At 74.4% G+C, this 25889-nt stretch carries 20 protein-coding genes, 1 pseudogene and 1 riboswitch; of the genes and pseudogenes, 7 read left to right on the forward strand and 14 right to left on the reverse strand.

The window, feature by feature from the left end; all coding sequences use genetic code 11:
• Nucleotides 1-13 precede the first annotated feature (13 nt).
• From cobO to E4N63_RS25680, 6 genes are all read right to left on the reverse strand, one after another.
• On the reverse strand, nucleotides 14-610 hold the full coding sequence (gene cobO / locus E4N63_RS25655; RefSeq protein ID WP_230241794.1) for a cob(I)yrinic acid a,c-diamide adenosyltransferase: 597 nt from the start codon (nucleotides 608-610) through the stop codon (nucleotides 14-16).
• Nucleotides 610-2853 (reverse strand): putative cobaltochelatase, encoded by a 2244-nt coding sequence (locus tag E4N63_RS25660; RefSeq protein WP_230242655.1) that lies wholly within the window; start codon nucleotides 2851-2853, stop codon nucleotides 610-612. Before E4N63_RS25660 ends, cobO begins: the two co-directional genes overlap by 1 nt.
• Before the next feature lie 241 nt (nucleotides 2854-3094).
• Nucleotides 3095-4690: a cobyric acid synthase gene (locus tag E4N63_RS25665; RefSeq protein ID WP_230241796.1), complete on the reverse strand. Its 1596-nt coding sequence runs from the start codon at nucleotides 4688-4690 to the stop codon at nucleotides 3095-3097.
• On the reverse strand, nucleotides 4687-5610 hold the full coding sequence (locus E4N63_RS25670) for a cobalamin biosynthesis protein (protein WP_230242657.1): 924 nt from the start codon (nucleotides 5608-5610) through the stop codon (nucleotides 4687-4689). The genes E4N63_RS25665 and E4N63_RS25670 overlap by 4 nt, the downstream gene beginning before the upstream one ends.
• Before the next feature lie 316 nt (nucleotides 5611-5926).
• Nucleotides 5927-6054, reverse strand: a riboswitch (cobalamin riboswitch).
• Nucleotides 6055-6390: 336 nt separating this feature from the next.
• Nucleotides 6391-6636, reverse strand: a complete 246-nt coding sequence (locus E4N63_RS25675) for a hypothetical protein (protein ID WP_019709623.1) — start codon at nucleotides 6634-6636, stop codon at nucleotides 6391-6393.
• A gap of 25 nt (nucleotides 6637-6661) precedes the next feature.
• Nucleotides 6662-7936 carry an inorganic phosphate transporter gene (locus E4N63_RS25680; RefSeq protein WP_230241797.1) on the reverse strand — a complete coding sequence of 425 codons (1275 nt, stop codon included), beginning with the start codon at nucleotides 7934-7936 and terminating at the stop codon, nucleotides 6662-6664.
• 333 nt (nucleotides 7937-8269) lie between these two features.
• Between E4N63_RS25680 and E4N63_RS25685 the strand changes: the two genes are divergently transcribed.
• The 3 genes and pseudogenes from E4N63_RS25685 to E4N63_RS25695 all read left to right on the forward strand — a co-directional run bounded on the left by E4N63_RS25685 (nucleotide 8270) and on the right by E4N63_RS25695 (nucleotide 11842).
• Entirely contained in the window at nucleotides 8270-8929 is a 660-nt protein-coding gene (locus E4N63_RS25685; RefSeq protein ID WP_228429729.1) for a class II aldolase/adducin family protein, read from the forward strand.
• Nucleotides 8930-9010: 81 nt separating this feature from the next.
• Nucleotides 9011-10132, forward strand: a complete 1122-nt coding sequence (locus tag E4N63_RS25690) for an alpha/beta hydrolase (RefSeq protein WP_125625800.1) — start codon at nucleotides 9011-9013, stop codon at nucleotides 10130-10132.
• Between the two features lie 342 nt (nucleotides 10133-10474).
• A pseudogene (locus E4N63_RS25695) lies at nucleotides 10475-11842 on the forward strand (hypothetical protein).
• 25 nt (nucleotides 11843-11867) lie between these two features.
• Here E4N63_RS25695 and E4N63_RS25700 read toward each other — a convergent pair.
• Nucleotides 11868-12362, reverse strand: coding sequence for a VOC family protein (locus E4N63_RS25700; RefSeq protein WP_230241798.1), 495 nt, complete (start codon nucleotides 12360-12362; stop codon nucleotides 11868-11870).
• Between the two features lie 319 nt (nucleotides 12363-12681).
• Between E4N63_RS25700 and E4N63_RS25705 the strand changes: the two genes are divergently transcribed.
• From E4N63_RS25705 to E4N63_RS25715, 3 genes are all read left to right on the forward strand, one after another.
• Complete coding sequence (locus tag E4N63_RS25705; protein ID WP_230241799.1) at nucleotides 12682-14280, forward strand: ABC-F family ATP-binding cassette domain-containing protein; 1599 nt, start codon at nucleotides 12682-12684, stop codon at nucleotides 14278-14280.
• 368 nt (nucleotides 14281-14648) lie between these two features.
• Entirely contained in the window at nucleotides 14649-14870 is a 222-nt protein-coding gene (locus E4N63_RS25710) for a helix-turn-helix domain-containing protein (RefSeq protein ID WP_019709629.1), read from the forward strand.
• Nucleotides 14871-15051: 181 nt separating this feature from the next.
• On the forward strand, nucleotides 15052-15834 hold the full coding sequence (locus E4N63_RS25715; protein ID WP_230241800.1) for an enoyl-CoA hydratase/isomerase family protein: 783 nt from the start codon (nucleotides 15052-15054) through the stop codon (nucleotides 15832-15834).
• Between the two features lie 91 nt (nucleotides 15835-15925).
• Here E4N63_RS25715 and E4N63_RS25720 read toward each other — a convergent pair whose 3' ends face one another.
• From E4N63_RS25720 to E4N63_RS25740, 5 genes are all read right to left on the reverse strand, one after another.
• Nucleotides 15926-16681 (reverse strand): SDR family oxidoreductase, encoded by a 756-nt coding sequence (locus tag E4N63_RS25720; RefSeq protein WP_230241801.1) that lies wholly within the window; start codon nucleotides 16679-16681, stop codon nucleotides 15926-15928.
• A complete protein-coding gene (locus E4N63_RS25725) occupies nucleotides 16662-18479 on the reverse strand; it encodes a glycoside hydrolase family 15 protein (protein WP_125625805.1) in 1818 nt (605 codons plus the stop codon). The genes E4N63_RS25720 and E4N63_RS25725 overlap by 20 nt, the downstream gene beginning before the upstream one ends.
• A 94-nt stretch (nucleotides 18480-18573) precedes the next feature.
• Nucleotides 18574-19368, reverse strand: coding sequence for an SURF1 family protein (locus E4N63_RS25730; protein ID WP_230241802.1), 795 nt, complete (start codon nucleotides 19366-19368; stop codon nucleotides 18574-18576).
• Nucleotides 19369-19490: 122 nt separating this feature from the next.
• Nucleotides 19491-19724, reverse strand: a complete 234-nt coding sequence (locus E4N63_RS25735) for a hypothetical protein (protein WP_125626240.1) — start codon at nucleotides 19722-19724, stop codon at nucleotides 19491-19493.
• A gap of 60 nt (nucleotides 19725-19784) precedes the next feature.
• Nucleotides 19785-20807 (reverse strand): DEDDh family exonuclease, encoded by a 1023-nt coding sequence (locus E4N63_RS25740; protein ID WP_125626241.1) that lies wholly within the window; start codon nucleotides 20805-20807, stop codon nucleotides 19785-19787.
• A 299-nt stretch (nucleotides 20808-21106) separates the two neighbouring features.
• Here E4N63_RS25740 and E4N63_RS25745 point away from each other — a divergent pair, with 299 nt between their 5' ends.
• Nucleotides 21107-22027, forward strand: a complete 921-nt coding sequence (locus E4N63_RS25745; protein WP_230241803.1) for a sterol desaturase family protein — start codon at nucleotides 21107-21109, stop codon at nucleotides 22025-22027.
• Nucleotides 22028-22117: 90 nt separating this feature from the next.
• Here the strand turns inward: E4N63_RS25745 and E4N63_RS25750 are convergent, their stop codons facing one another.
• Together E4N63_RS25750 and E4N63_RS25755 are read right to left on the reverse strand one after the other, a co-directional pair.
• Nucleotides 22118-23656, reverse strand: coding sequence for a S8 family serine peptidase (locus E4N63_RS25750; protein ID WP_230242659.1), 1539 nt, complete (start codon nucleotides 23654-23656; stop codon nucleotides 22118-22120).
• Between the two features lie 115 nt (nucleotides 23657-23771).
• Nucleotides 23772-25301: a S8 family serine peptidase gene (locus tag E4N63_RS25755; RefSeq protein WP_125626243.1), complete on the reverse strand. Its 1530-nt coding sequence runs from the start codon at nucleotides 25299-25301 to the stop codon at nucleotides 23772-23774.
• Between the last annotated feature and the right edge of the window lie 588 nt (nucleotides 25302-25889).

Consider the following 25889-nt stretch of genomic DNA (forward strand, 5'->3'; position numbering starts at 1 on the left):
GGCGGGCGGGTGCTCACCACTCGATGCCCCGCTGGCCCTTCTGGCCCGCGTCCATCGGGTGCTTCACCTTCGTCATCTCGGTGACCAGGTCGGCCGCGTCCAGCAGCTCCGGTGGCGCGTTGCGGCCGGTGATCACGACGTGCTGGGTGCCCGGCCGGGCGCGGAGCACCGCGACGACCTCGGCGGTGTCGATCCAGCCCCAGTGGAGCGGGTAGGCGAACTCGTCCAGCACGTACAGGCGGTGGGTCTCGGCCGCGAGGTCCCGCTTGACCTGCTCCCAGCCCTCCCGGGCCGCCTCCTCGCTCGACTCCATGTCCCGCTGGGTCCAGGACCAGCCCTCGCCCATCTTGTGCCAGACGACGGCGCCGCCCTCGCCCGAGGCGCCCAGGACGCGCAGCGCGCGCTCCTCGCCGACCCGCCACTTCGCGGACTTCACGAACTGGAACACCCCGACCGGCCAGCCCTGGTTCCAGGCCCGCAGCGCCATGCCGAAGGCGGCCGTGGACTTCCCCTTGCCGGGGCCCGTGTGCACCATCAGCAGCGGCCGGTTGCGGCGCTGACGGGTCGTCAGTCCGTCGTCCGGCACCGTGCTCGGTTTTCCCTGCGGCATTACGCGGCCCTCCCGGTCGTGTTCGTCGTCCCCGTCGTTCCCGTCGTCTTTGCCGCCGCCGGTCCGGGCCTCTGCCCGGTGGGCTGCGCGGACGGTGCGCGCCGCGTGCCCCGGACGCCGCGGACCAGCCCGGCCACGCTGTCCGCGCGCAGCTCCTCCAGGGTCACGGCCTCGGCGCCCAGCCGGCGGGCCAGCTCCCCGGCCAGCCCCAGCCGTACCGGCCCCGACTCGCAGTCCACGACCACCGACGCCGTGCCCTCGGCGGCCAGCAGGTGCGCGGCCCGCGCCACCGGCGTGAACGGATCCGCCGCGCGCCCGGCGCGTGCCCCGTCGCCCGTACCGCCGCGCCCGCCGGTCCCGGCGCTCCGTGCGGCGGTCGCCCGGCCGTCGGTGACGACCACCAGCAGCGGCCGCCGGGACGCGTCCCGCAGCCGCTCCACCCGCAGCACCTCGCGCGCCCGCAGCAGCCCGGCGGCCAGCGGGGTGCGGCCGCCCGTCGGCAGTGACTCCAGCCGCGCCGCCGCCGCGTCCACGGAGGACGTCGGCGGCAGCACCAGTTCCGCGCCCGTGCCCCGGAAGGTGACCAGCCCGACCTTGTCGCGCCGCTGGTACGCGTCCAGCAGCAGCGACAGCACCGCGCCCTTGACGGCGCTCATCCGCCGCCGCGCCGCCATCGACCCGGAGGCGTCGACGAGGAACAGCACGAGATTGCCCTCGCGTCCCTCGCGCACCGCCTCCCGCAGATCGTCGCGGCGCACGACCAGACCGCTGCCGGCCCGGCCCCGCGCGCGCTGGTACGGGGCGGCGGCCCGGACGGTCGCCGCCAGATGGAGCTTCGTCAGGGCGCCCCGCGGCCGTCGCGCGCCGGTGGTGCGCCCGTGCCGGGTGCGGGCGCGCGAGCGGCGCCCGGCAGCCCCCTCGCCCAGGCCCGGCACGCTCAGCACCCGGGTGCGGAACGGATCGGCGGCTCCCACCGCGCGCTGCTCGGGGCCGTCCCCGCCGGTGACCGGCCGGTCCTCCCCGGCGGGCTCGTCCCCCGCCGCGGCGGACGGCTCGCCCGCCGGCTCCCCCGCACCGTCCAGGCGGCCGCCGGGGCTCTCCGCGGCGCCCCCGTCCTCCGGGCCGCCGGGGCTCTGCTCCGGTGCGGTGTCCCCGCCCGGCGCGCTCCCGTCGTCCGTGGTGCCGCTGTCTCCGCCGTCCCCGCCCCCGGAACCGTCCGGTCCGTCACCCGGGTCGTCCGGGCCGCCGGGGCCGGGGTCCGGTTCGTCGTCGCCGAACTCCTCCAGCGTCCGGTCCAGCTTCTCCTCGTCCAGGCCCGGCGCGTCGAACGGATTGCGGCGCCGGCGGTGCGGGAGCGCCAGCAGCGCCGCCTGCCGTACGTCCTCCTCGCGCACGTCCGTGCGACCGGCCCAGGCGGCGAGCGCCGTCGCCGTACGGGCCATCACGATGTCCGCGCGCATCCCGTCCACCTCGAACGCGGCGCAGACGGCGGCGATCCGGCGCAGTGACCGGTCGTCCAGCACGACCGACGGCAACAGCGCGCGCGCCGCCGCGATCCGCGCCCGCAGCGCCGACTCCTCGGCCGCCCAGCGGGCCGCGAAGCCGGCCGGGTCGTCGTCGTGGGCGAGCCGCCGCCGGACGACCTCCACCCGCAGCTCCGGCTCGCGCGAGGCGGAGACCTCGACCGTCAGCCCGAACCGGTCGAGCAACTGCGGCCGCAGTTCGCCCTCTTCCGGGTTCATCGTGCCGACCAGCAGGAAACGCGAGGCGTGCCGTACGGAGACCCCCTCGCGCTCCACATAGGAGGCGCCCATGGCGGCGGCGTCCAGCAGCAGGTCCACCAGATGGTCGTGGAGCAGATTGACCTCGTCGACGTAGAGCACGCCGCGGTGGGCCTCCGCGAGCAGCCCCGGCTCGAACGCCTTCTTCCCCTCCGACAGGGCGCGTTCGATGTCGAGCGCGCCGGCGAGGCGGTCCTCCGAGGCGCCGACCGGCAGTTCGACCATCCGGGCCGGCCGCTCCGTCCCCGGCCCCGCGGGGTGCGGGCCGTCGGGGCAGGCGCCGTCCGGTGCCTGCGGATCGCAGGAGAAGCGGCAGCCCGGCACCACGGCGACCGGCGGCAGCAGCGCCGACAGCGCGCGCACGGCGGTCGACTTGGCGGTGCCCTTCTCCCCGCGGACGAGCACCCCGCCCACGGCGGGGGACACCGCGTTCAGCAGCAGGCCCAACCGCAGGTCGTCCATGCCGACGATCGCGGTGAACGGGTAGTGCGGATCGGGGGAGCGGGACACGGCGCCGGCCGTGCCGCTCGTGACGGCGGCGCTCGTGACGGTGTCGTTCATGCGGTGCCCTCCGGTGGAACCCTCGGAAATCGGTCAGGTGTCCGCCTCCGCGGCCCGGACGGCCGGGGCGGTACTCGGCGGGACGGCGCGCCGGACCGCACGCTCACGGCAGGCGCGCCCGGCGGCGTACGGACAGCCGCGCTCACGGCGCGCCCGGCGGTACGAACGGCAGGTCCGGCGGCGCTCCCTCCTCGATCAGCCGCAGCAGCGCCCCGGTGTCGGCGTGCTCCTCGATCAGATCCCCCAGCCGGTCGAGCTGCTCCTCGCGCAGCTCCCCGAAAGCCGTGTCCGGCGCCGGGACGAAGCGGCGCCCGGCGTCCCGCGCCACCCGGCGCAGGAACGCCCGCCGGAAGGCGTCGCTCTCCAGTGAGCCGTGCCAGTGCGTGCCCCAGACGGAGCCCGCCCGGCAGCCGTCCAGGGCCCGGCCCCGGCCGTCGGTCATGAACGGCTCGGCGGAGTCCGCCACGTCGGACACGCCGTGGTGGATCTCGTAGCCCGCCACCGGCTCGCCCAGGGCCTCGCCCGCCGGCCGTGCCAGGGTCTTCTCCACCGCGAAGCGCACCCGCAGCGGCAGCAGTCCGAGCCCGTCCACCGCCCCGGCCCGCGACTCGACCTCGTCCTCGATGCGCTCGCCCAGCATCTGGTAGCCGCCGCAGATCCCGAGCACCGGCCGCCCCTCCGCCGCCCGGCGCGCGACGGCCTCGGCGAGCCCCCGTTCGCGCAGCCAGGCCAGCGCCCGCACGGTGCCGCGGGTGCCCGGGAGGACGACGAGATCGGCGTCGGCCAGCTCCTCCGGCCGGTCGGCGAAGCGCACCAGGACGCCGGGTTCGGCGGCCAGCGCGTCGACGTCCGTGAAGTTGGACATCAGCGGCACGGCCGCCACGGCGATCCGCAGCACCTCCTCGCCGCACGGCGGCCCGGCGGCGGACTCGCGCACCGCGCCGCGCAGCGAGAGCCGCAGCCCGTCCTCCTCGTCGATGCCCAGGCCGTGCGCGTACGGCAGGACGCCCAGCACCTGCCGCCCCGTCAGCCCGCGCAGCATGTCCAGCCCCGGCTCCAGCAGTGACGCGTCACCGCGGAACTTGTTCACCACATAGCCCGCGACCAGCGCCTGGTCGGCGCGGCTCAGCAGGGCGGTGGTGCCGAAGAAGGACGCGAACACCCCGCCCCGGTCGATGTCGCCGACCACCACGGCCGGCAGTCCGGCCGCCCGCGCGAGCCCCATGTTGACGATGTCGTGCCGGCGCAGATTGATCTCCGCCGGGCTGCCCGCGCCCTCGCAGATCACCGCGTCGTACCGGGCGCGCAGCCGCTCGTAGCAGTCGAGGACGACGGGGAGCAGCGCCTCCCGGCGGTTCGCGCTCGGGGCGCCCCCGGTCCCCGGGCCGGCCGCGAAGTAGCCCCGGGCGCTCAGCTCGCCGGCCGGTTTGCCGAGCACCACGACCTGGCTGCTGCGATCGCCGCCGGGCTTGAGCAGCACCGGGTTCATCAGCGCCGACGGCTCCACCCACGCCGCCTGCGCCTGCATGGCCTGCGCGCGGCCGATCTCGGCCCCCTCGGGCGTCACGAACGAGTTCAGCGACATGTTCTGCGCCTTGAACGGGGCCACGGAGACGCCCTTGCGGGCCAGCCACCGGCAGATCCCGGCGGTGACGACGCTCTTGCCGGCGTCGGAGGTGGTCCCCGCGACGAGCAGGCCGCCGCCGGTCCGGGCGGTGCCGCCGTGGGTGCCGGTCATCCCCGCCCCTCTCCGGCGGGCGGCCGGGAGACGGCCGTCGCGCCCCGGAGCGCCCCGTACGCCAGCCGTCCGCCGGCGCACACCACCAGCGCCAGCGCGCCGACCCGGCGCGAGAGGCGCACCGCACGCTCGATGTCGCGCGGCTCCACCGGGCGGTTGCCGGCCCCCAGCACGGGCCGGTGTTCGACCCGGCCGCCGTACGCCAGCGTGCCGCCCAGCCGTACGCCGAGGGCCCCCGCGAACGCCGCCTCCACCGGACCGGCGTTGGGGCTCGGGTGGCGCCGGGCGTCGGACCGGAGCACCCGCAGGGCACCCTGCGGGTCCGGGCCGGCGAGCACGGCCAGCGCGGCGGTGAGCCGGGACCCGGGGAAGCCCGCCACGTCGTCCAGCCGGGCCGGGGCCCAGCCGAACCGGCGCAGTCGCGGCGACTTGTGGCCGGCCATCGCGTCGAGGGTGTTGACCGCGCGGAAGCCGGCCAGGCCGGGCACCCCGGCGGCGGCACCCCACACCAGCGCCCCGACGACCGCGTCTGAGGTGTTCTCCGCGACGGACTCCACGACCGCGCGGGCGATCTGCTGTGCGTCCAGCGACCGCGGGTCCCGCCCGCAGAGACCCGGCAGCCGTTCGCGCGCCCGTGCCAGGTCACCGGCCTCCAGCGCGGCGCCGACGGCCCGCGCCTCACGGCCGAGCGACGTACCGCCCAGCACGGCCCAGGTGACGGCGGCGGTCAGCGCTCCGGAGGCGGCGGGGGAGCGGCGTACGGCGTGGGAGAGGCCGGCGGCCGCGGCCACCGTGCCGCCGGCGCACAGGGCGGTGTACAGCGCCCCGGCGCCCCGGTGGTCGCGCCACAGCAGCCGCTCGGCGGCCGTCGCGGCCCGCCCGAACGCGGCGACGGGGTGGCCGCGCCGGGGATCGGCCAGAAGGAGGTCGGCGAGGAAGCCGAGCGCCGTACCGGCGGCGAGGACGGCGTCCGCGGAGCGGGGAGAGCGGGTGTCGGGGCGCGGGTGTCCGGGGCGCGGAGGCCCCGGCGGCGTCTTCGGCACGCATCGGCTCAGACCGCCGTCACGCCTCGGAGGGGGACGGGGCGGCGGGGCCGCCGGGAGCGGAGGGAGGGTGCCCGCCCGCGGGCCGTTCGGCCACGGGGCGTTCGACGGCAGGGCGTACTGCGGCGGCAGCCGGGCATCGCGTTTGTCCTCACTCAGGGTCCGCGCCCTGGTTCGACGTGACCGGCGGTGAGAGTCTCCTGGCTCCCGGATCGGCGCGGGCCCCGGTCTTCCCGCCCGTCGGAACGGGCCGTGACGTGGGTGGGGTGCGCTCCCCGGTGACAGTGGCGGGACCGCGCCGGATTCGCACCGGCTTCCTCTCCTGCCGCCGTTTGGCCCCGGCAGTCCACCACGCCCGGGAACGCCCGTCAACTCGCCCTTGACCTGCGGGGGATCAGTGTGCGGAGTGCCACACCGGGGCGCGCGGTGCGTACGCCGTCCGGTGCCGGGACGGGAGGGGCGCACGGGACGGGGCGAGCCGGGCGGGAGAGGGACGGGGGCGGGCGGCCGCGGACGGGCAGGGCGGGGCGGGCGGAAGGGGCGCGGGCAGGGCCCGCCACCCGGCAGCACGCGTCACGCGCTGTCCGGGCGGCGGGCCCGGGTGCCGCTGTACCGCCGCCCGTTCGACGCGGGCGGTGCGGGCGGTGCGGGAGACCGTCAGGCGACGATCAGATAGATCCCGTACGCCACGACCGCCGCGGAGACCGCGAAGCACACCGTGGCGAGGGTGCGCGCCAGGGCGGTCGGCGCCTCGGTGACCGTGGCGCCCTCCGCGCCGTCCGCCTGCGGGTGCCGCCGGGCGGAGGTGCCGACGATGCCCAGGGTGAAGACGCCGACGATGGCGACGGTCGCCACGAGGCTGACCACGGAGACCTGGCCGAGTGCTGCCCAGTCGATGTTCATACGGTTCTTCCTTCTACCTGAGCCGTCAGACGACGGTGGCCTTGGACGCCGCGGACTGGGACGCCGGGGACGCGGAGCGCGGGGAACCGGCCTCGCCGTCGTGGGCGGCCGCCTCCAGCACGGAGTCGGTGGGCGGCGGGGAGAGGGAGGCGACGACGTCGGCGACGATGTCCTCGTGCTCCGGATCGGCGTGCGGGGCGGGAACGTCGTTCACATTGCTGTGGTCGACCTTCTCCTGGCGCGACTTCACCCAGATCCACGCGCTGCCCGCGACGGCCATGACGGCGACCGCGGTGACGCCCCAGGTGCCGCGCCCGGCCAGCAGGGCGGCCAGCCCGGCGACGAGGCCGGCGGCCGGCAGGGTCAGGCCCCAGGCGACGAACATGCGGGTCGCGGTCGACCAGCGCACCACGCCGCCCTTGCGGCCCAGGCCGGAGCCCATGATCGCGCCGGAGGACACCTGCGTGGTGGAGAGGCCGAAGCCCAGGTGGGAGGAGGCGAGGATGACGGTCGCGGCGCCGGTCTGGGCGGAGAAGCCCTGCGGCGGCTGGATGTCGGTGAGGCCCCGGCCCATGGTGCGGATGATGCGCCAGCCGCCGAGGTACGTGCCGAGGGCGATGGCGACACCGGCCGAGGTGATGACCCAGAACGGCGGACCGGCGTCGGGCGCGAGCACACCGCCGGTGATGAGCGCGAGGGTCATCACACCCATGGTCTTCTGGGCGTCGTTGGTGCCGTGGGCGAGGGAGACCAGGGCGGCCGAGGCGATCTGCCCGGAGCGGTAGCCCTTGGCGGTGTCCCGCTCGTCGCGTCCGCGGGTGAGCCGGTAGGTGAGCCGGGTGGCGGCCATCGCCGCGAGTCCCGCGACGATCGGCGCGGCCAGGGCAGGCAGCAGCACCTTCGAGAGGACGACGTCGAGGTGGATGGCCCCGATGCCGGCGGAGAAGAGGGTGGCGCCGATCAGACCGCCGTAGAGGGCGTGCGACGAGCTGGAGGGGAGGCCCACCAGCCAGGTCAGCAGATTCCACATGATCGCGCCGACGAGCCCGGCGAAGATCACTTCTGGGCGGATACCACTCTCGTCGACGATGCCGCCGGAGATGGTCTTGGCGACCTCCACGGACAGGAACGCGCCGACGAGGTTGAGGACCGCCGACATCGCCACTGCTGTCCTGGGCTTCAGGGCCCCGGTGGAGATGGTCGTGGCCATCGCGTTGGCGGTGTCGTGGAAGCCGTTCGTGAAGTCGAACACCAAGGCCGTGATGATCACGATCCCGATGAGAAGCGTGATGTGTTCCATTCACCCAGGCAATCGTTTCGGGGGCCGGTTACACAGCGAAGGTAGGGACGTCCGGTGAACGGAAGGTGAATTGGAGTGGGCTTCCAGGTGCGATTGCGGGCCGCCATCCGGGGGTGGCGGCAAGGTCCCATTTCCCTCAAGAGGCACCATACCGGGCGGATTGGCCGCTCCGAGGCGTCCGGAGACTGAATACACACCGGACCAAAGGTGAACAGCTCTCCCGGCGGAAACCGCGGAAGGGGGAGTTCCGTCACGGCCGAGGCGGGCCGCCGGCTCCCGCCCCCGGCCCGCCGGCCCCCTCTCTGACAGGATCGGCCACCGGAGGTGAGGGCAGTGACGGAACCGCTCCCGCAGGAGCTCGCCGGCGCCTGGGCCGATCTGGTGGCCACGGCCCGGCGCACCACCGACGAGGGGCTGGTCGCCGGCACCTCCGGCAACGTCTCGGTACGCGTCGGCGACACGGTCCTCGTCACGCCCAGCGGGGTGCCGTACCACCGGCTCGGCCCCGCGGACGCGGTCGGCGTGGACCTCGGCGGACGGCGCCTCCTCGGCGCACTGCGGCCCACCAGCGAACTGCCGATGCACCTCGCGGTCTACCGGGCCACCGGCGCCCGCGCCATCGTGCACACCCACGCCGTGCACGCCACGGCCGTCTCCACGCTCGTCACCGAGCTCCCCCTCGTCCACTACATGGCCGCCGCGCTCGGCGGCCCCGTCCGCGTCGCCCCGTACGCGCTCTACGGCAGCGAGGAGCTGGCCCGCCACACCCTGGACGCCCTCCGCGACCGCACCGGATGCCTGCTGCGGAACCACGGCACGCTCACCTACGGCGCCACGCTCGACCAGGCGTACGACCGGACCGCGCAGCTGGAGTGGATGTGCCGGGTCTGGCTGGCCGCCCGGTCCGTGCCCGGCCTCAGCCCCGCCCTGCTCTCCCGGGAGGAGCTGGCCGAGGCCGCCGGGAAACTCCGCGACTACGGCCCGCGCCCCTGACGGCCCGCCGCGCCCCCGGCCGGATCACCCCGGGCAGGCCGGCACTGGCCGCCCGGCCGTATCCCGAGCACACTGGGACCGATGCGACCTCGTACAGCGGCGGCCCTCGCCGCCACAACCGTTCTCGGCGCCGGTACGGCCGCGGTGGCCGCCGGACGGTACGCCGGCGACGCGGCCCTGTCCCCGTCCCGGCCGCTGCCGAGCGACCCCCGGCTCACCGTCCACGCCACCACCGCCGACACGGTGACCCTCACCCGCAGCCTGGCCTCGCTGCGGCCCGGCACCTACGGACTGACCGGCGGCGGCGTGCACGCCGTCATCGGCGACGTGGCCGAGGACACCGACTGCCCGCCCGACTCGGTGGTGCGCCGCCTGGTGCGGGTGGAGCGCGGCGGCCTCCGGCGCGGTGCCAAGGTGCGCTTCACCCCGCAGGTCCACACCGGCAACCCCGGTGAGGCGCACGGCCTGGAGTACGAGGACGTGGAGGTGCCCGGCGAACTGGGCCCGCTGCCCGCCTGGCTGGTGCCCGGCACCCGCTCGACCTGGGTCGTCACCGCACACGGCCTCGGCACCACCCGGGAACACCCCATGGTCGTCATGCCGTTCCTCTCCGGCCTCGGCATCCCCGTGCTCGACCTCTCCTACCGGGGCGACCCGGGCGCGCCCCGCGACCCGGACGGCACCGGGCACCTCGGCGACACCGAGTGGCGCGACCTGGACGCCGCCGTCCGCTTCGCCGTGCACCGGGGCGCCGAGCGGGTCGTGCTGCACGGCTGGTCCACCGGAGGCAGCATGGCCGTGCACACCGTGGCCAACTCGGCGCTGCGGGACCGGATCAGCGGCCTGGTGCTCGACTCGCCCGTGCTCGACTGGCACTCCACGGTCCGCGCCCTCGCCGCCGCCCACGGCACCCCCAGGGCGCTGCTGCCGCTGGCCGTACGGGCCGCGGAGGGCAGGGCGGGGCTCGGCGCGGAGAGCCTGGCGGAGGCTTCGGCGCCGTCCCGGGTCTCCGTTCCCACCCTGATCCTGCACGGCCCGGACGACCGGCTGGCCCCCTGGGACCGCTCGCAGCTCCTCGCCGAGCGCCGCCCGGATCTCGTCACCCTCCACGCGGTGCCGGAGGCCCCGCACGCCGCGATGTGGAACGCCGGCCCGGCCGGCTACGAGGAGGCCCTGCGCCGCTTCCTGACCGCGCTGCTGTAGCCGGCCCGGGGCGGGCGAGCGGCGGCCGGAGCTCCGGGCACGGGGGCCGGGGGAGCGGCCCGAAACGCCGTCACGCGGTGCGCGGCGTCCCCGCGTACCGGCCCCGGCACGGGCCGGGAACCCTTTCGCGGCCCGTGCCGGGCCGGCCCGGGGGAGCGTTCCGAACCCGCTGCGTCCTGGGCGCCACACCCTCCGATTGGGCTTTCGGGCCGTCACCCGGGACACTGCTGCCGTGACGTCCCGTACTCCGCGCGACTCCCGGCTCCATCTTGTCCCGAAACGACCGACGACCGCCGCCAGGCGGGCGGTGACCACCCGTCGTAAACGGCAGGGCCCCCCGGCCTGGGGGCCACCGCTCCCCGCCCGCCCGCGGGCACACCCGCCCCGCCGAACTGGCGCGCCACGCGCGGGAGATCCTCGCCGGAGCGGTGCGGATCGCCCGCTGGGCCGACGCCGAGCGGGGCCGCGGCGCCCGGCCCGGGCCCGGCGGTACGGGAGTGCTCTCCGGTGAGTCCGCCGAACGGGCCGCCGCCGCTCTCGGGCTGGCACCGCACCGGGTCCGTGCCGACTGGGACCGGGCGCGGCTCGCCGGGCTCGTCGAACTCCACGGCGACGTGGCCCGCCCCGGCTGGCGCCTCCACGCCTGGGACCGCGACGACACCGCCGCGCTGCGCGGCTGGGTCGCCCTGCTCGACGCCTGGTCGATAGCCCATCCCGCCCCGTCCGCCTTCGCTCCCACCGTCGTCGCGGAAGTCGTGGAGGCCGTCCCGCAGCTGCTCTCCGTCCTCCAGCTGTCGGCCGGTCCCGTGCCCCTCGGCACGCTCGGGGACATCCTCGAACAGCGTGTCGCCGAACTCCGGACGGAACGCTGCGAGGTCCCCGGCGCCGGCAACGGCACCCCGCCCCGGCCACCGCCCCGCCGAGCGCACCGGGACCGCCGGTGACCGGCCCGGGGAGAGACCGGCCGGGGACGGCCCCGCGGGCGGTCCGCCCCCGGCACCTCTGCTGGACTGGGCGCTGGACGGCCTGGTCTCCGTCGGCGCGCTGACCCGGGAGGACGGCCAGGCCATGCTGACCCCGCTCGGCAACTGGGCGGTCTGGGTCAAGCTCGAACAGATCTGCGTGGCCGCCCAGAGCCCGGCCGGCAACATCGAACAGTCCGCCGCCGACATGCTCCGCGGCTGCGCCAACCTCACCCCCGGCCCGGCTCGCGCGGAGTACCGCGCCTGGCTCGCGGCCCGTCCCGTCGGCAGCGCCGTCGAGGAACTGCTGGAGGCGGCCCGCGGCGAGGACGCCCTGCTGCGCGGCCTCGCCTTCGAGGCGCTGAGGGTCGTCGGCGCCCCCGCCGAGCCGGCCGTGCGGGCGGTGACCGGCGAGCCGTATCTGCGCCCGTACGCCCTGCTGTGGCTGGCCGAACAGGAGGGCGGCGACCCCGAGGACTCCCCGGACGTGCTCACCCGCGAGGAGGCGACCTGGCTCTGGGTGGACACCGCCGCCGCGGTGGCCGACCACGGCGAGGGCCAGCTGCTGGTGCACCACCTGGAGTCGGCGGTGCAGGAGACCGTGCCCGCCCTGCTCAGGGAGGTGCGCTCGGTCGGCCATCCGCGCACGGTCCAGGTCCTGGTCGCCCTGGCCGCGGCCCACCCGGACCCGGCCCTGGCCAAGGCCGTCCGCCGGGCGGCCTTCCAGGTGCACACGGGCGGCGCGTAGCACCGGGGCGCACCCCCCCCGGGCATCAGCCCGGGGGCATCGTGCTGGGGGCGTAGTCGCCGAAGCTCCACACATGGCCCCCGGTGTCCCGGGCCGTGTACGTCCGGGCGCCGTAGGGCTCGTCGGCCGGGGCGGTGAGGATCTCCGCGCCGTGGGCCACCGCGCGGCGGTGGTGCGCGTCGACGTCGGCCACCCGTACGTAGACACCCGCCGGACCGCCGTCCGCCGGGGCGTCGGTGAGCGCCCCCTTCTCCGCCGTGCTGCCGAGCATCACCACCCCGTTGCCGTACGACAGCTCGGCGTGGACGACCGTGCCGGTCTCCTCGTCCTCGTACACCGCGACCTCGGTGAAGCCGAAGGCCCCGGTGAGCTGCCGGAGAGCCGCGTGCGCGTCCTCGTAGCGCAGGGTCGGGCAGATGCTGGGATGGGCGCTGGCCCCGGCACCCGCACCGGCGCCCCCGCCGCCACGGGCATCCGCGCCGGCGCCGTCACGGCCCGCTCGGGCCGGGCTGTCCGTCATGGCCGTCACTCCTCACCGGATCGGCTCCGTACGGGCGGCGGGCGGTACGGCCCGTCCGCCACCCAGTCTCCCCGTCCGTGCCCGGAAGGGCCCGCCGGAGAGGGCCCGGCCGTGGCCCGAACCGCCGGGGAAACCGAGTTGCGCCGCACCGTTAGACTGGCCCGTATGGCAATTCTCCTCGCTCATTAGGCGGCGTCGCGACCGCGCCGTGACGCGGCCCCGAGAGATCCGCGATCCGCCCGGAATCATTCCGGATTCGCCTGGATCCGCCCGTCGATCCGACCGCCCGACGTCCGTCCGTTCCGCCTGGAGTATTTCCGTGATCACCGCCACCGGCCTTGAGCTGCGCGCCGGAGCCCGCCTTCTGATCGAGTCCGCCTCCTTCCGCATCGCCAAGGGCGACCGCATCGGCCTCGTCGGCCGGAACGGCGCGGGCAAGACCACCCTCACCAAGGTCCTCGCCGGCCAGGGCATCCCCGCCGCCGGGACCGTCACCCGCTCCGGCGAGGTCGGCTATCTGCCCCAGGACCCGCGCACCGGCGACCTGGACGTGCTCGCCCGCGACCGCGTCCTCTCCGCCCGCGGCCTGGACGCCGTCATCCGCAAGATGCGCGAGAACGAGCAGCGGATGTCCACCGGCCAGGGCGCCACCCGCGACAAGGCGATGAAGAAGTACGAGCGCCTGGAGACCGAGTTCCTCACCAAGGGCGGTTACGCCGCCGAGGCCGAGGCCGCCACCATCGCCGCCAGCCTGGGGCTGCCCGACCGGGTCCTCGGCCAGCCGCTGCACACCCTCTCCGGCGGCCAGCGCCGCCGGGTCGAGCTGGCCCGGATCCTCTTCTCGGACTCCGACATCCTGCTGCTCGACGAGCCCACGAACCACCTCGACGCCGACTCGATCATCTGGCTGCGGGACTACCTCAAGACCTACAGCGGCGGCTTCGTGGTCATCTCCCACGACGTGCAGCTCGTCGAGACGGTCGTCAACAAGGTGTTCTACCTGGACGCCAACCGCTCCCGCATCGACGTCTACAACATGGGCTGGAAGCAGTACCAGGCCCAGCGCGAGGCCGACGAACGGCGCCGCAAGCGGGAGCGCGCCAACGCCGAGAAGAAGGCCGCCGCCCTCAACAGCCAGGCCGACAAGATGCGGGCCAAGGCCACCAAGACCGTCGCCGCCCAGAACATGGCCCGGCGCGCGGAGAAGCTGCTCTCCGGCCTGGAGGAGCAGCGGGTCTCCGACAAGGTCGCCAAGCTCCGCTTCCCCGACCCGGCGCCGTGCGGCAAGACGCCGCTCACCGCCGAGGGCCTGTCGAAGTCCTACGGCTCCCTGGAGATCTTCACGGACGTCGACCTGGCCATCGACAAGGGCTCCCGGGTCGTCATCCTCGGCCTCAACGGCGCGGGCAAGACCACGCTGCTGCGGCTGCTCGCGGGCGTGGAGAAGCCCGACACCGGCGCGGTGACCCCGGGCTACGGCCTCAAGCTCGGCTACTACGCGCAGGAGCACGAGACCCTCGACCCGGACCGCACGGTCCTGGAGAACATGCGCTCCGCCGCCCCGGACCTCGATCTGGTCGCGGTCCGCAAGACCCTCGGCTCGTTCCTGTTCTCCGGTGACGACGTCGACAAGCCCGCGGGGGTGCTCTCCGGCGGGGAGAAGACCCGGCTGGCGCTGGCCACCCTCGTGGTCTCCTCGGCCAATGTGCTGCTGCTCGACGAGCCGACGAACAACCTCGACCCGGCCAGCCGCGAGGAGATCCTCGGCGCGCTGCGCACCTTCACCGGCGCGGTGGTCCTGGTGACCCACGACGAGGGCGCCGTGGACGCGCTCCAGCCGGAGCGGATCATTCTGCTGCCGGACGGCGTGGAGGACCTGTGGGGCGAGGACTACGCGGATCTCGTCGCCCTGGCCTGATCTCCCGGCCCGGCCCGGTCTCCGGGGGCGGCCCCACCGCTTGATCCACTCCGGCTGGATCATTCGGCCCATGCGTGATCCATCATCTGAGTGAGTCCGGTTCGTACCCCGGTGCGTCCCCGTACCGGTGCGCTCCCGGTGTGCCATGTCCGGTCCTCCGGCCCGTCCACCACAGCTGACCTGGCCATTTCCGGTGGAAAACGGAAAACGGCGGTCGGAAACGGAATCGGGAGTTCAATCCGCCACCCCTTCCGTGTGCCATACAAGGGTCAAGGATGTCGTACGGACCTTGTCGAATGGGTGGCCAGGACGGCGGATAGGGGTGATCATGAGAAGTCCAGAGGCGCACTTCCCATGAGGAGGCACGGGTGGCCGAGACTCTGAAGAAGGGCAGCCGGGTAACCGGCTCCGCGCGCGAAAAGCTCGCGGCTGACCTGAAGAAGAAGTACGACTCCGGTGCGAGCATCCGGGCGCTGGCCGAGGAGACCGGCCGCTCCTACGGATTCGTCCACCGGATGCTCAGTGAGTCAGGAGTGACCCTGCGGGGCCGCGGCGGTGCCACACGCGGCAAGAAGGCCACCTCGGCCTGACATCCGTCCCGTCCGCAAGGGCGGTGCGCCCCGAGGGAACGGGTGGTGACCACCCGGTCGGTCCCTGGACCGTCCGGGTGGTTACTGTGCAGTAATACAGTTGCCCGGGAGCGGACCGGTACATCCACGGCCCCGCTCCCCGACAGGCGCTGATCCACTGCGGCCCATTCCGGAGGCACCCATGACCCTGCTGGACCGGGACGGCGTACGGCTCACCCTCGACGACGACGGCTCCGTCGCCACGGTGACCCTGGCCAACCCCGCCAAACGCAACGCCCAGACCTTCGCCCTGTGGCGCGCCCTGGCCGAGTCCGGGCGGCTGCTCCCGGGGACCGTCCGGGTCGTCGTGGTGCGGGCCGAGGGCCAGTCCTTCTCCGCGGGCCTCGACCGGCGCGCCTTCACCCCCGAGGGGATCGACGGCGAGCCCTCCGTCATACAGCTCGCGGCCCGGGAGGACGGCGGCGAGTCCGCCATCGCCGAGTTCCAGGAGGGCTTCACCTGGCTCCGGCGGAACGACATCATCACCGTCGCCGCGGTGCAGGGGCACGCCATCGGCGCCGGCTTCCAGCTCGCCCTCGCCTGCGATCTGCGGGTCTGCGCCGACGACGTCCGGTTCGCGATGCGCGAGACCGGTCTGGGCATCGTGCCGGACCTCACCGGCACCCACCCGCTGGTCGCCCTCGTCGGCTACGCCCGCGCGCTGGAGATCTGCGTCACCGGCCGCTTCGTCCAGGCCGAGGAGGCCGAGCGCACCGGCCTCGCCAACCTCGTGGTCCCGGCGGCCGAGCTCGACGCCGCGGCCCGCGACCTGGCGGCGGCCGTGCTGGCGGCGCCGCGCGACGCCGTGATCGAGACCAAGGCCCTGCTGAAGGACGCGGCCGGCCGCACCCTCGACGAGCAGCGGGCCGCCGAGCGCGCGGCCCAGAGCCGCCGCCTCCGCGATCTGGCGGGCCTCTCCGACTGACGCCGCCCGCCGCCTCCGCGGGACCCGCCGTCACCGGCCGGTCCCGCGGAGACCGGGCCCGCGCGTCCCGCGGCCGGCGGGCCGCCCCGGCTCAGAAACCGCGCCGGAAGCCGCCGTCCACCGGGAGCATCACCCCGGTGAGGTACGAGGCCGCGGGGGAGAGGAAGAAGGCCGCGGCCCGGCCGAACTCCTCCGGGGTGCCGTAGCGGCCGAGCGGGATCGCGGCCGCGTTGCGGGCGCGGGCCGCCTCCGCGTCCCCGGAGAGCGCGTCCAGCTCGCGGACCCGGTCGGTGTCGATCCGGGCCGGGAGCAGCCCGACGACGCGGATGCCGCGCGGGCCGAGCTCCACGGAGAGCGACTTGGCGAAGCCGGCCAGCCCGGGGCGGAGCCCGTTGGAAATGGCCAGCCCCGGGATCGGCTCGTGGACGGAGCCGGAGAGCACGAAGCCGATGACGCCGCCCTCGTCCAGTTCGTCCGCCGCCACGCGGGCCATCCGGACGGCGCCCAGGAAGACGGACTCGAAGGCGGACCGCCACTGCTCGTCGCTGCTCTCCGCGCCCGAGCCGGGCGGCGGGCCCCCGACGCTGACCAGCACGCCGTCGAACCGCCCGAAGTGCTCCCGGGCGGTACCGATCAGCCGGCCGGGGGTCTCCGGATCGGCGTTGTCGGCGGCGACCCCGATCGCGTTCGGGCCCAGTTTCTCCGCCGCGGCGGCGACGCTCTGCCCGTCACGGGAGGCGAGCACGATCCTCGCGCCGTCGGCGGCCAGCTCGCGGGCGGCGGCCAGGCCGAGGCCCCGGGAGCCGCCGGTGACGACGTACACACGGTCATTCAGTCCAAGATCCATGGCCCCATGGTCTCGTACCGTCCCCCGAGGAGAGCGCACGGGCCGTGTTGACCAGGCCCACATGGCTGAACGCCTGCGGGTAGTTGCCCAGTTGGCGGCCGGTCGCCGGATCCCACTGCTCGGCCAGCAGTCCCACGTCGTTGCGGAGGCCCAGCAGCCGCTCGAAGAGTTCGCGGGCCTCGGCGCGGCGGCCGGTGGCCAGCAGCGCGTCGGCCAGCCAGAAGGAGCAGACGAGGAACGCGCCCTCGCTGCCGGGCAGGCCGTCCTCCCCGTAACCGGTGTCGTAGCGGCGGATGAGGCCGCCGTGGTCGAGCTCGCGGCGGACGGCGTCCACGGTGCCCACCACACGCGGGTCGGAGGGCGGCAGGAAGCCCTCCACGGGGATGAGGAGCGTGGCCGCGTCCAGCCCCCGGGAGCCGTAGTACTGGGTGAAGGTGTTGCGCTCCGGGTCGTAGCCCTTCTCGCACACCTCGCGGTGCACCGAGTCCCGCATCGCCCGCCAGCGGCCGGTGTCCGCCTCCAGCCGCGGATGCATCTCCGCGGTGCGGATCGCGCGGTCCGCGGCCACCCACGCCATGACCTTGGAGTGGACGAAGTGCCGGCGCGGGCCGCGCACTTCCCAGAGCCCCTCGTCCGGCTCGCGCCAGTGGCCCTCCAGGAAGTCCATCAGCGCCCGCTGGAGGTTCCAGGCGTTCTCCTCCTGGGCGAGGCCGCTGCGCCGGGCGACGTGGAGGGAGTCCAGGACCTGGCCGTAGACGTCGAGCTGGTGCTGCTCCACGGCGGCGTTGCCGATCCGGACGGGGGCCGAGCCCGCGTAGCCCTTGAGCCAGGGCGCCTCGAACTCCGTCAGCCGCCGTTCGCCCGCGATCCCGTACATGATCTGGAGGTCCGCGGGGGAGCCGGCGACGGCGCGCAGCAGCCAGTCCCGCCAGGCGGAGGCCTCGGCGAGATAGCCGCCGGCGACCAGCGCCTTGAGGGTGAGGGCGGCGTCCCGCAGCCAGCAGTAGCGGTAGTCCCAGTTGCGGACGCCGCCGATCTGCTCGGGGAGCGAGGTGGTGGCCGCGGCCACTATGCCCCCCGTCGGGGCGTAGGTGAGGGCCTTCAGAGTGATCAGCGACCGCAGCACGGCCTCCCGCCAGGGCCCCTGGTAGGTGCACTGCGCGGACCACTCCTCCCAGTCCTCCAGCGCGTGGGCCAGCGACTCGTACGGGTTTATGGCGGGCGGCACCTCCTCGTGCGAGGGGTGCCAGGTGAGGACGGAGGCCGCGCGCTCCCCCGCGGCGACGGTGAAGTTCGCCCGGGTGCAGTTGTCCTCGCCGCGGGTCCAGACGGCCTTCTCGCCGCGCAGCCAGACGGAGTCCGGGCCCGCGATGGCGATGTGGTGGCCGTCGGCGCGGCGCTCCCACGGGACGATGTCGCCGTAGTCGAAGCGCAGCCGGATCTCGCTGGTCATCTCCACGCGGCCGGACAGGCCCTCGACGATCCGGACGAGGTCGGGGGCGCGGTCGCGCTGCGGCATGAAGTCGGTGACCCGGACGCTGCCCTCCGGGGTCTTCCAGACGCTGTCCAGCACCAGGGTGTCCCCGCGGTACGAACGGTGGCTGCAGACCGCCCCGGGGCCGGCGGCGCGGGGGGCCAGCCGCCAGTGGCCGTTCTCCTCGTCGCCCAGCAGGGCGGCGAAACAGGCGCCCGAGTCGAAGCGGGGCAGGCAGAGCCAGTCGATGGAGCCGTCGCGGCCCACGAGGGCGGCCGTCTGCAGATCGCCGATGAGCGCGTAGTCCTCGATCAGTCCCGGCACGTCGTCCCTTCCCCGATGGTGCCCGGGCGCCCGCCGCCCGTGGCCTCTCTCCTGCCTACCCCGGCCGGGCGCGCGGACGCCGGGGTTCTCCGGCTCAGGACGGAACGGGCACGGGGGCGTCCTGCTCCTCGTCACCGGCGGCCTCCGCGCGGCGCCGGTCGGCGAGCTCGCGGCGCAGGAGGATCACCCAGCCGACGGGGACCCCGGCGGCGAAGATCCACCACTGCACGGCATAGGCCATGTTGACGCCGATGCCGTCGTGGTCGGGCTCGACGAGGGGCCGGGGGCTCGCGGCGGCCGGCTCCACCAGCTCGATGTAGCCGCCCAGCACCTCCCGGTCCAGCCGCTCGGCCTGCTGGGCGCTGTTGATCAACATGAACTGCCGGTCGGGCAGTCCCCGCTTGTCCTTGATGCCGCTGGCCTCGGTGGTCTCGTCGCCCATGAGGCGGCCGGTGACGGTGACCTTCCCGGCGGGCGGGGCCGGGATCTCGGGGAAGGCGGTGAGGTCCGTGCCCGTTTCGATCCAGCCGCGGTTGACGAGGACGGCGCGGCCGTCGCCGAGGAGCAGCGGGGTCAGCACGAAGTAGCCGATGCGGTCGCCGTCCGGGGCGGTCCGCTGGCGGATCACGACCTCGTTGCGGGTGTCGAAGGAACCGGTGGCCGTCACGCTCCGCCAGTAGTCGTCCTTCGGCACCACATGGCCCGGCGAGGTCAGCTCGGTCACCGGCGCGGGGCGGGCTTCGAGGTTCCGCTCGATCAGCCGGTTGTGCGCGACCCGGTTCTCATGGCGGTGGAGCTGCCAGAATCCCAGCTCGACCATCACGGGGATGAGGAGCAGCGCCACGAGGGTGAGGATCACCCACTGCCGGGTCAACAGGAAGCGGTACACCCCACGACCGTACAACTCGGTCGCGGGGTGCGGGACGGTAGGGGCCCGGCGGGCCCGGCGGGCGGCGGCGCGAGGCCGGCGGCGGCGCGGGGGCGGGCGCGGCGCCGCCCCGGCGGCCGTGATCAGACGTGGTCGACCAGGCCCACCCTCCCCTCGGCGCGGGCGCAGTGGGCACCGCAGTAGAAGTGCCCGTCCGCCTCCGTGCCCTGGCCGATGATCCGGGAGCCGCAGTGCTCGCAGATCGGCGCCATGCGGTGGATGGCGCAGGAGAAACAGTCGAAGACGTGCACGTCGCCCTGCGCGTGCACCTCGAAGCTCATGCCGTAGTCGTTTCCGCATACCTCGCATCTGGCCATGCGCCACAGACTGCGGGCGCACGGCATCGGACGGGGGGCGTGCGGCGGGCGCGTCGCGCCTCATTCACCTGATTGCGGGGCGGCGTCCTGCGGGGCGACGTCGCCCAGCAGCTGCATGAACGCGGCTTCGTCGACCACGGGGGTGCCGACGGACCGGGCCCGGACGGCCTTGGAGGTGGCCGACTCCGGGTCGTTGGTCACCAGCAGGCTGGTGAGCCGGGAGACGCTCGTCGCGACATGCAGGCCGGCCTCGGTGGCCCGGTCCTCCAGCAGCTCGCGGTCCACGGAGGTGTCACCGGAGAAGGCGACCCGCATCCCCTGTACGAGCCGCCCGCCCGGCTCGTACCGGCCCGGATTCGGGTACGGGCAGGGCGGGCGCTTGCGGCTGGGCCGCCAGCTCGCCGGACGGTACGAGCTGCGCACCCCCGCGGACGGGGAGGGGCTGTCCTGCCACTCGGTGAGCGGCCGGCAGGTGTGCAGCGGCAGGTCCACACCGCTGCCGGCCGCCAGATGCAGACTGGGCCGGAACGCCTCGGCGAGCACCCGGGCGTCGTCCAGGGCGTGGTGGGCGTGGCGCTGCTCGACGCCGTAGTGCGCGGCGAGCGACTCCAGTTTGTGGTTCGGCAGCGGCAGCCGCAGCTCCTTGGCCAGCGCGATGGTGCACAGCCGCTGCCGCACCGGGGCGGCGCTGCCCGCACGGGCGTACTCCCGGGCCAGCATCGACCAGTCGAACATGGCGTTGTGCGCGACGAGCACCCGGCCGTCGAGCCGCGCGGCGAGCTCCTGGGCGATCTCCGGGAAGAGCGGGGCGCCTTCGAGGACGTCGCTCGTCAGGCCGTGGATCCACACCGGTCCGGGGTCGCGCTCCGGATTGACCAGGGTGTACCAGTGGTCCTCCACCTCACCCCGAGCGTCGAGCCGGTAGACGGCGGCCGACACGATGCGGTCGTCCCGGGCGAGACCGGTGGTCTCGACGTCGACCACGGCATAGCCCTGCGGATACGCCGGGGGCCAGGCGGTCGGGGGCGTCGGAACGGCCTGCCGCCCGATGAGGGGCGGGGCTGCCGTGCGGTCTTCGAGCATGGTCACTGAGAATACGGGGCCCCGCCGACATCACCGCCGCACCCCGTGCCCGGGGCCGGATCCGAACCGGTGTCCGGGCGGGGCCGGGCCCTCAACTCGCGGCTGCGGTGGGGAGTCGGCGGCGGGCGGGCCGGGTGCTGACGCGCCGTCGGCCGGGGCCGGCGATCCACCCGGCGGGCGGGATCCCGGGCCCGGCACCGAGGGGATCCGGCCGTGCCGCGGGGGAGCGCCGGGAAGAAGAAAATACTGCTCGGTAACCACCTCTGGCGGCACCGGCGCGGTGGTCCTATCGTGCGTACATGCCAAACCTTCCCGACGTCGTGCTGTGGTCGATCCCCGCCTTCGTGCTGCTCACCGTCGTGGAGGCGGTGAGCTACCGGCTGCACCCCGACGAGGACTCCGCCGGTTACGAGACCAAGGACGCCGCCACCAGCATCGGTATGGGCCTCGGCAGCCTGGTGTTCGACCTGCTGTGGAAGATCCCGATTGTCGCGATCTACACGGCCGTCTACGAGCTGACGCCGCTGCGGGTGCCCACCGTGTGGTGGACGGTACTGCTCCTGGTGGTCGCCCAGGACTTCTTCTACTACTGGTCCCACCGCGGCCACCACGTGATCCGCATCCTCTGGGCCTGCCACGTGGTGCACCACTCCAGCCGGAAGTTCAACCTCTCCACGGCGCTGCGCCAGCCCTGGACGAGCCTCACCTCCTGGCCCTTCTACCTGCCGTTGATCGCCTGCGGTGTGCACCCGGCGGTGCTGGCCTTCCTCTCCTCCGTCAGCCTCGTCTACCAGTTCTGGATCCACACCGAGCGGATCGGCAAGCTGCCCCGGCCGCTGGAGTTCGTCCTCAACACGCCCTCCCACCACCGGGTGCACCACGCCTCGCAGGGCAGCTACCTGGACCGCAACTTCGGCGGCATCCTCATCGTCTGGGACCGGCTGTTCGGCTCCTTCGCGGCCGAGGTGGAGCGTCCCGTCTACGGGCTGACGAAGAACATCAGCACCTACAACCCGCTGCGGGTGGCCACCCACGAGTACGTGGCCATCGCCCGGGACCTGCGCGCCGCCCGGAGCTGGCGCGAACGCGCCGGGCGGGTGCTGCGCGGGCCCGGCTGGCAGCCGGAGCCGGCGGCCGTCGCGGTGCCGGCCGCGGTGCCGGCCGTGGTGCCGGGCGTGGTGCCGGCCGCCGCGCCGGACGCCGTACCGGCCGGGGAGTAGCCCCGGGGCGCCACCGGGGAGGCGAACGGCCGGAGGGCCGGGCGGCACCGCGGCCGCCCGGCCCTCCGGGGCTGAACTCCCCTCAGGGGGTCAGCGCTTCACCGCGTCCAGGGCGTCGGTGAGCCCGGCTCCGTAGAAGCCGTTGCCGTACCGGCCGCCCTCGCAGACCGCGTCCGCCTCGCCGTCGCCGTTGATGTCGTACGGGTCGGTGCAGGACTTCCGGTCCGCCTGGGCCTTGAGCAGGGCCTTGACCACCGCCGGCGGCGCCCACGGGTGGGTGCTCTTGATCAGCGCGGCGACACCCGCGACATGCGGGGAGGCCATGGACGTACCGGCCATGTAGCCGTAGCGGTCGCCCGGCAGCGGGCCGAGGATCAGCCCGCTGGTCGCCGGCGCCTCCGGCGGCTGGTAGGCGGTGCTGTCACCGCCCGGCGCCGCGATGTCGATGACCCCCTTGCCGTAGTTGGAGAACGAGGACTTGAGACCCTTGGCCCCGGTCGAGGAGACGGTGACCACGCCGGGGAGCTGGGTCGGGATGTCCGGGCACACGCTCGGGTCGATGTCGCGCTCGACCGGGGTGGAGTCGTTCGGGCTGGAGTTGTCGATGATCGAGTCCGAGGCCAGGTCGAAGTTGGAGTTGCCGGCCGCGGCGACGTTGACCGCGCCCTTGCGCTCCGCGTAGCGGGTCGCCCGGGTGAGCGCCTCCACCAGCGCCTTCTGGTCGGGGTCGTCCGTGCAGTTGAACATCCACGGGTCGACGTAGTAGCTGTTGTTGGTCACCTCGACGCCGTGTTCGGCCGCCCACATGAAGCCGCAGACGACGGCCTCCGTGTAGAACCAGCCGTCCACGGTCGACACCTTGATGCCGGAGACCTTGACGCCCGGGGCGACACCGGTGACGCCGACGCCGTTCTTCGCGGCGGCGATCTCCCCCGCGACGTGCGTCCCGTGCGGGCTCTCGCCCGCGGTCGGGCGCCAGGCGCCGTCGCTGGTGTCCGGCTTGCCGGCCACGCAGTTGACGGACGCCTCGCGGTCGAAGTTGGGCGCCAGGTCCGGGTGGGTGTCGTCCACGCCGGTGTCGATCACCGCGACGGTGACCTTGTCGCTGCCGAGCGAGACCTCGTGGGCCCGGTCCGCCTTGATGGCGGGCAGGTCCCACTGGAGCGGCTGCAGCGGGTCCTCGTCCTCCTCCGCCTTGGCCTCCGCGGCCTTCATCTGGCTGGGCGTCAGTTCCTGCGGGGCGCCCACGTCGGTGGTGGCGGCCGAGGGAAGCGGCGCGGTGCGGGTGGCACCGGCCGACTGGACGCCCTTCACGCCGCGGATCTTCTCGGCGAAGCCGGGGTCCGAGGCGTGGACGACGATCACGCCGATCTTGTCGTACGCCTGGACGACCGTACCGCCGGCCCTGGCGATCGCCTTCCCGACCCTCGCGCTCGTGCCCTTGCCCGGGCGGACGTTGACGACATAGCTCAGGGACTCGCCTTCCGCGGCGGTCCGCGCGGTGGTCTCCGCGCCGCCGTCGGCCGGGGCGGCGCTGGCCGAGCCGGGCAGCACGGCGAGTGCGGCGGCCAGGGCCATGCCCGCCGGTATGGCCACGGCTCGGCGCGACCGTGCGGATAGCGGCGTCATGGTCATGAGGTCTCCACTTCATCGGAAAGAACAGGGCGGTCGGGACGGCGGATGCCGGCGGTACTGACGGTGCGTCGGGTGCGTCGGGTGCCGTCAGGGCAACCGGTGCGCCGCATCACTTCTTTACCGCGTCCAGGGCGTCGACGATGCCGAAGCCGTAGAAACTGTTGATGTGCCGGGTGCCCTCGCACTCGGCGTTGATCTTGCCGTCACCGTCCGGATCGTACGGCTCCGACGGGCAACCCGGGTTGTCGGCACCGGCCTTGAGCAGCCACTGCACCTCCTGCGGGCTCGCGTCCGGACGCGCGCTCATCGCGAGCGCGGCGACCCCGGCGACGTGCGGGCCGGCCATCGACGTCCCCTGCAGATACGCGTAGTCGCCGTCCGGCATGGTGGAGAGGATCCGGCCGTCCTTCGCGGGCAGTTCGGGCACCTGGTACTTGTCGCCGCCCGGGGCCGCGACGTCGATCTGGCCGAGGCCGTAGTTCGAGTAGTACGACTTGAGGGAGCGCACGCCCGTCGCGGCGACGGTGACGACCCCCGGCAGCTGGGCGGGGATGTCCCAGCACTCGCCCGGGTCGATCTCCCGCTCGACCGGGGTGGTGTCGTTCGGGCTGGAGTCGTCGGTGAGGGAGTCCGCGGCGAGGTCCATGTTCGAATTGCCCGCCGAGGCCACGTTCACCGCGCCCTTGCGCTGGGCGTACGCCGCCGCACGGCCGACCGCCTCGCGGATGGCCTTCTGGTCCGGCTGGTCCGCGCAGGCGAAGAGCCACGGGTCCACGTAATAGCTGTTGTTGGTGACCTCGACACCGCGGTCGGCGGCGAAGACGAACGCGCAGACCACCGCCTCGGCGAAGAACAGGCTGGTGTCGGGCTCGCTCACCTTGATCGAGGAGAGCCGCACGTTCGGCGCCACGCCGGCGACGCCGACGCCGTTGCGGGCCGCCGCGATCGAACCGGCGACGTGCGTGCCGTGGTAGTCCCCGGAGGTGTACGGACGCCAGGCACCGGGGCTGGTGTCCGGGACACCGCCGACGCAGTTCGCCGACTGGCGGCGGGAGAAGTTGGGCGCCAGATCCGGGTGGGTGTCGTCCACGCCGGTGTCGATCACCGCGACCGTCACCTTGCGGCTGCCCGGGTTGACCTCGGCCGCGCGGTCCGCCTTGACGGCGGGAATGTCCCACTGCAGGGACTCCAGCGGCTCCCGGCCCTCGGCGGCCGCCGCGCCGCGCAGCGCGGCGGCGGGCTCGCGGACCTTCTCGGGCCTGCCGACCTCGGTGGTGGCGGCGGACCTCAGCGGCGCGGTGCGGGTGGCACCGGCCGAGTGGACGCCCTCGACGGCGCGCAGAGCGGCGCCGAACTCCGGGTCGGACGCATGGGCGACGATCACGCCGATCCGGTCGTGGCTGGTGACGACCGTGCCGCCGGCCCGGGTGACGGCCCGCTCCACCCGGGCGACCGCACGCCGTCCGGGGGCGGTGTTCACCACGTACGAGAGCAGCGGGCCCTCCGCGGCCGCCGTCTTCGCCGGCGTCTCGTGCGGCGAGGCGGAAGCGGCACCGGGCAGGAATCCGACAGACGCCGCCAGCGCGAGCCCGAGGGGCAGGGCGAGAGCGCGCGAGCGTCTGGAGCGGAGATGAACCATGGGTTCTCCACATCATCCGTGAGTCCGTCCGCACGCGGGTTGCGCGTGGACGGGTGCATGACAGCGGAAGCTAGCGTCGAACAACCGATCTGATCAATTGAATCTGACGGAAAGTCGGGCTTTCGCTGCGGATTGGACCGCCTGGGCCAAGAAGGCTGCCCCTCCGGTCCGGACCTTCCGGCGAAGGCCCGGACCGGACCGCGCGCCGCCCGACGCCCCTCACCCGGGTATACGCTCGGTAACCCTCGGTGTTCGGTTCTGTGCCGCCGGGCAACCGCGGGAGCCGCCGGGCGCGTTCGCCCTGGTGACCCCGCGTGCCACAAGAATGACCGGAACTGACGGGCCGGGCGCCCGCACGCCGCCGTCCAGCCGTCGGCCGCAAGAGGGGCAAAGGGCTCTGATCAGCGTGTTCGTGCTGTAACGATGAGGTGATACATCGCTGGTGAGAGCGCTCGTCGGCAGATCATGCGAAATTGAAATGGCAACCCTCTGTTCGAATGGCTGAGAACGCGCCTAACATGCCGAGTCCGGCGCCGAAGTGATCTGTCACTCAGTGCCAACGTTCCGTCTCAGCTACACCCACTGGAG

The sequence above is a fragment of the Streptomyces sp. MNU89 genome, from assembly GCF_020982505.1.
GTDB lineage: Bacteria > Actinomycetota > Actinomycetes > Streptomycetales > Streptomycetaceae > Streptomyces > Streptomyces xinghaiensis.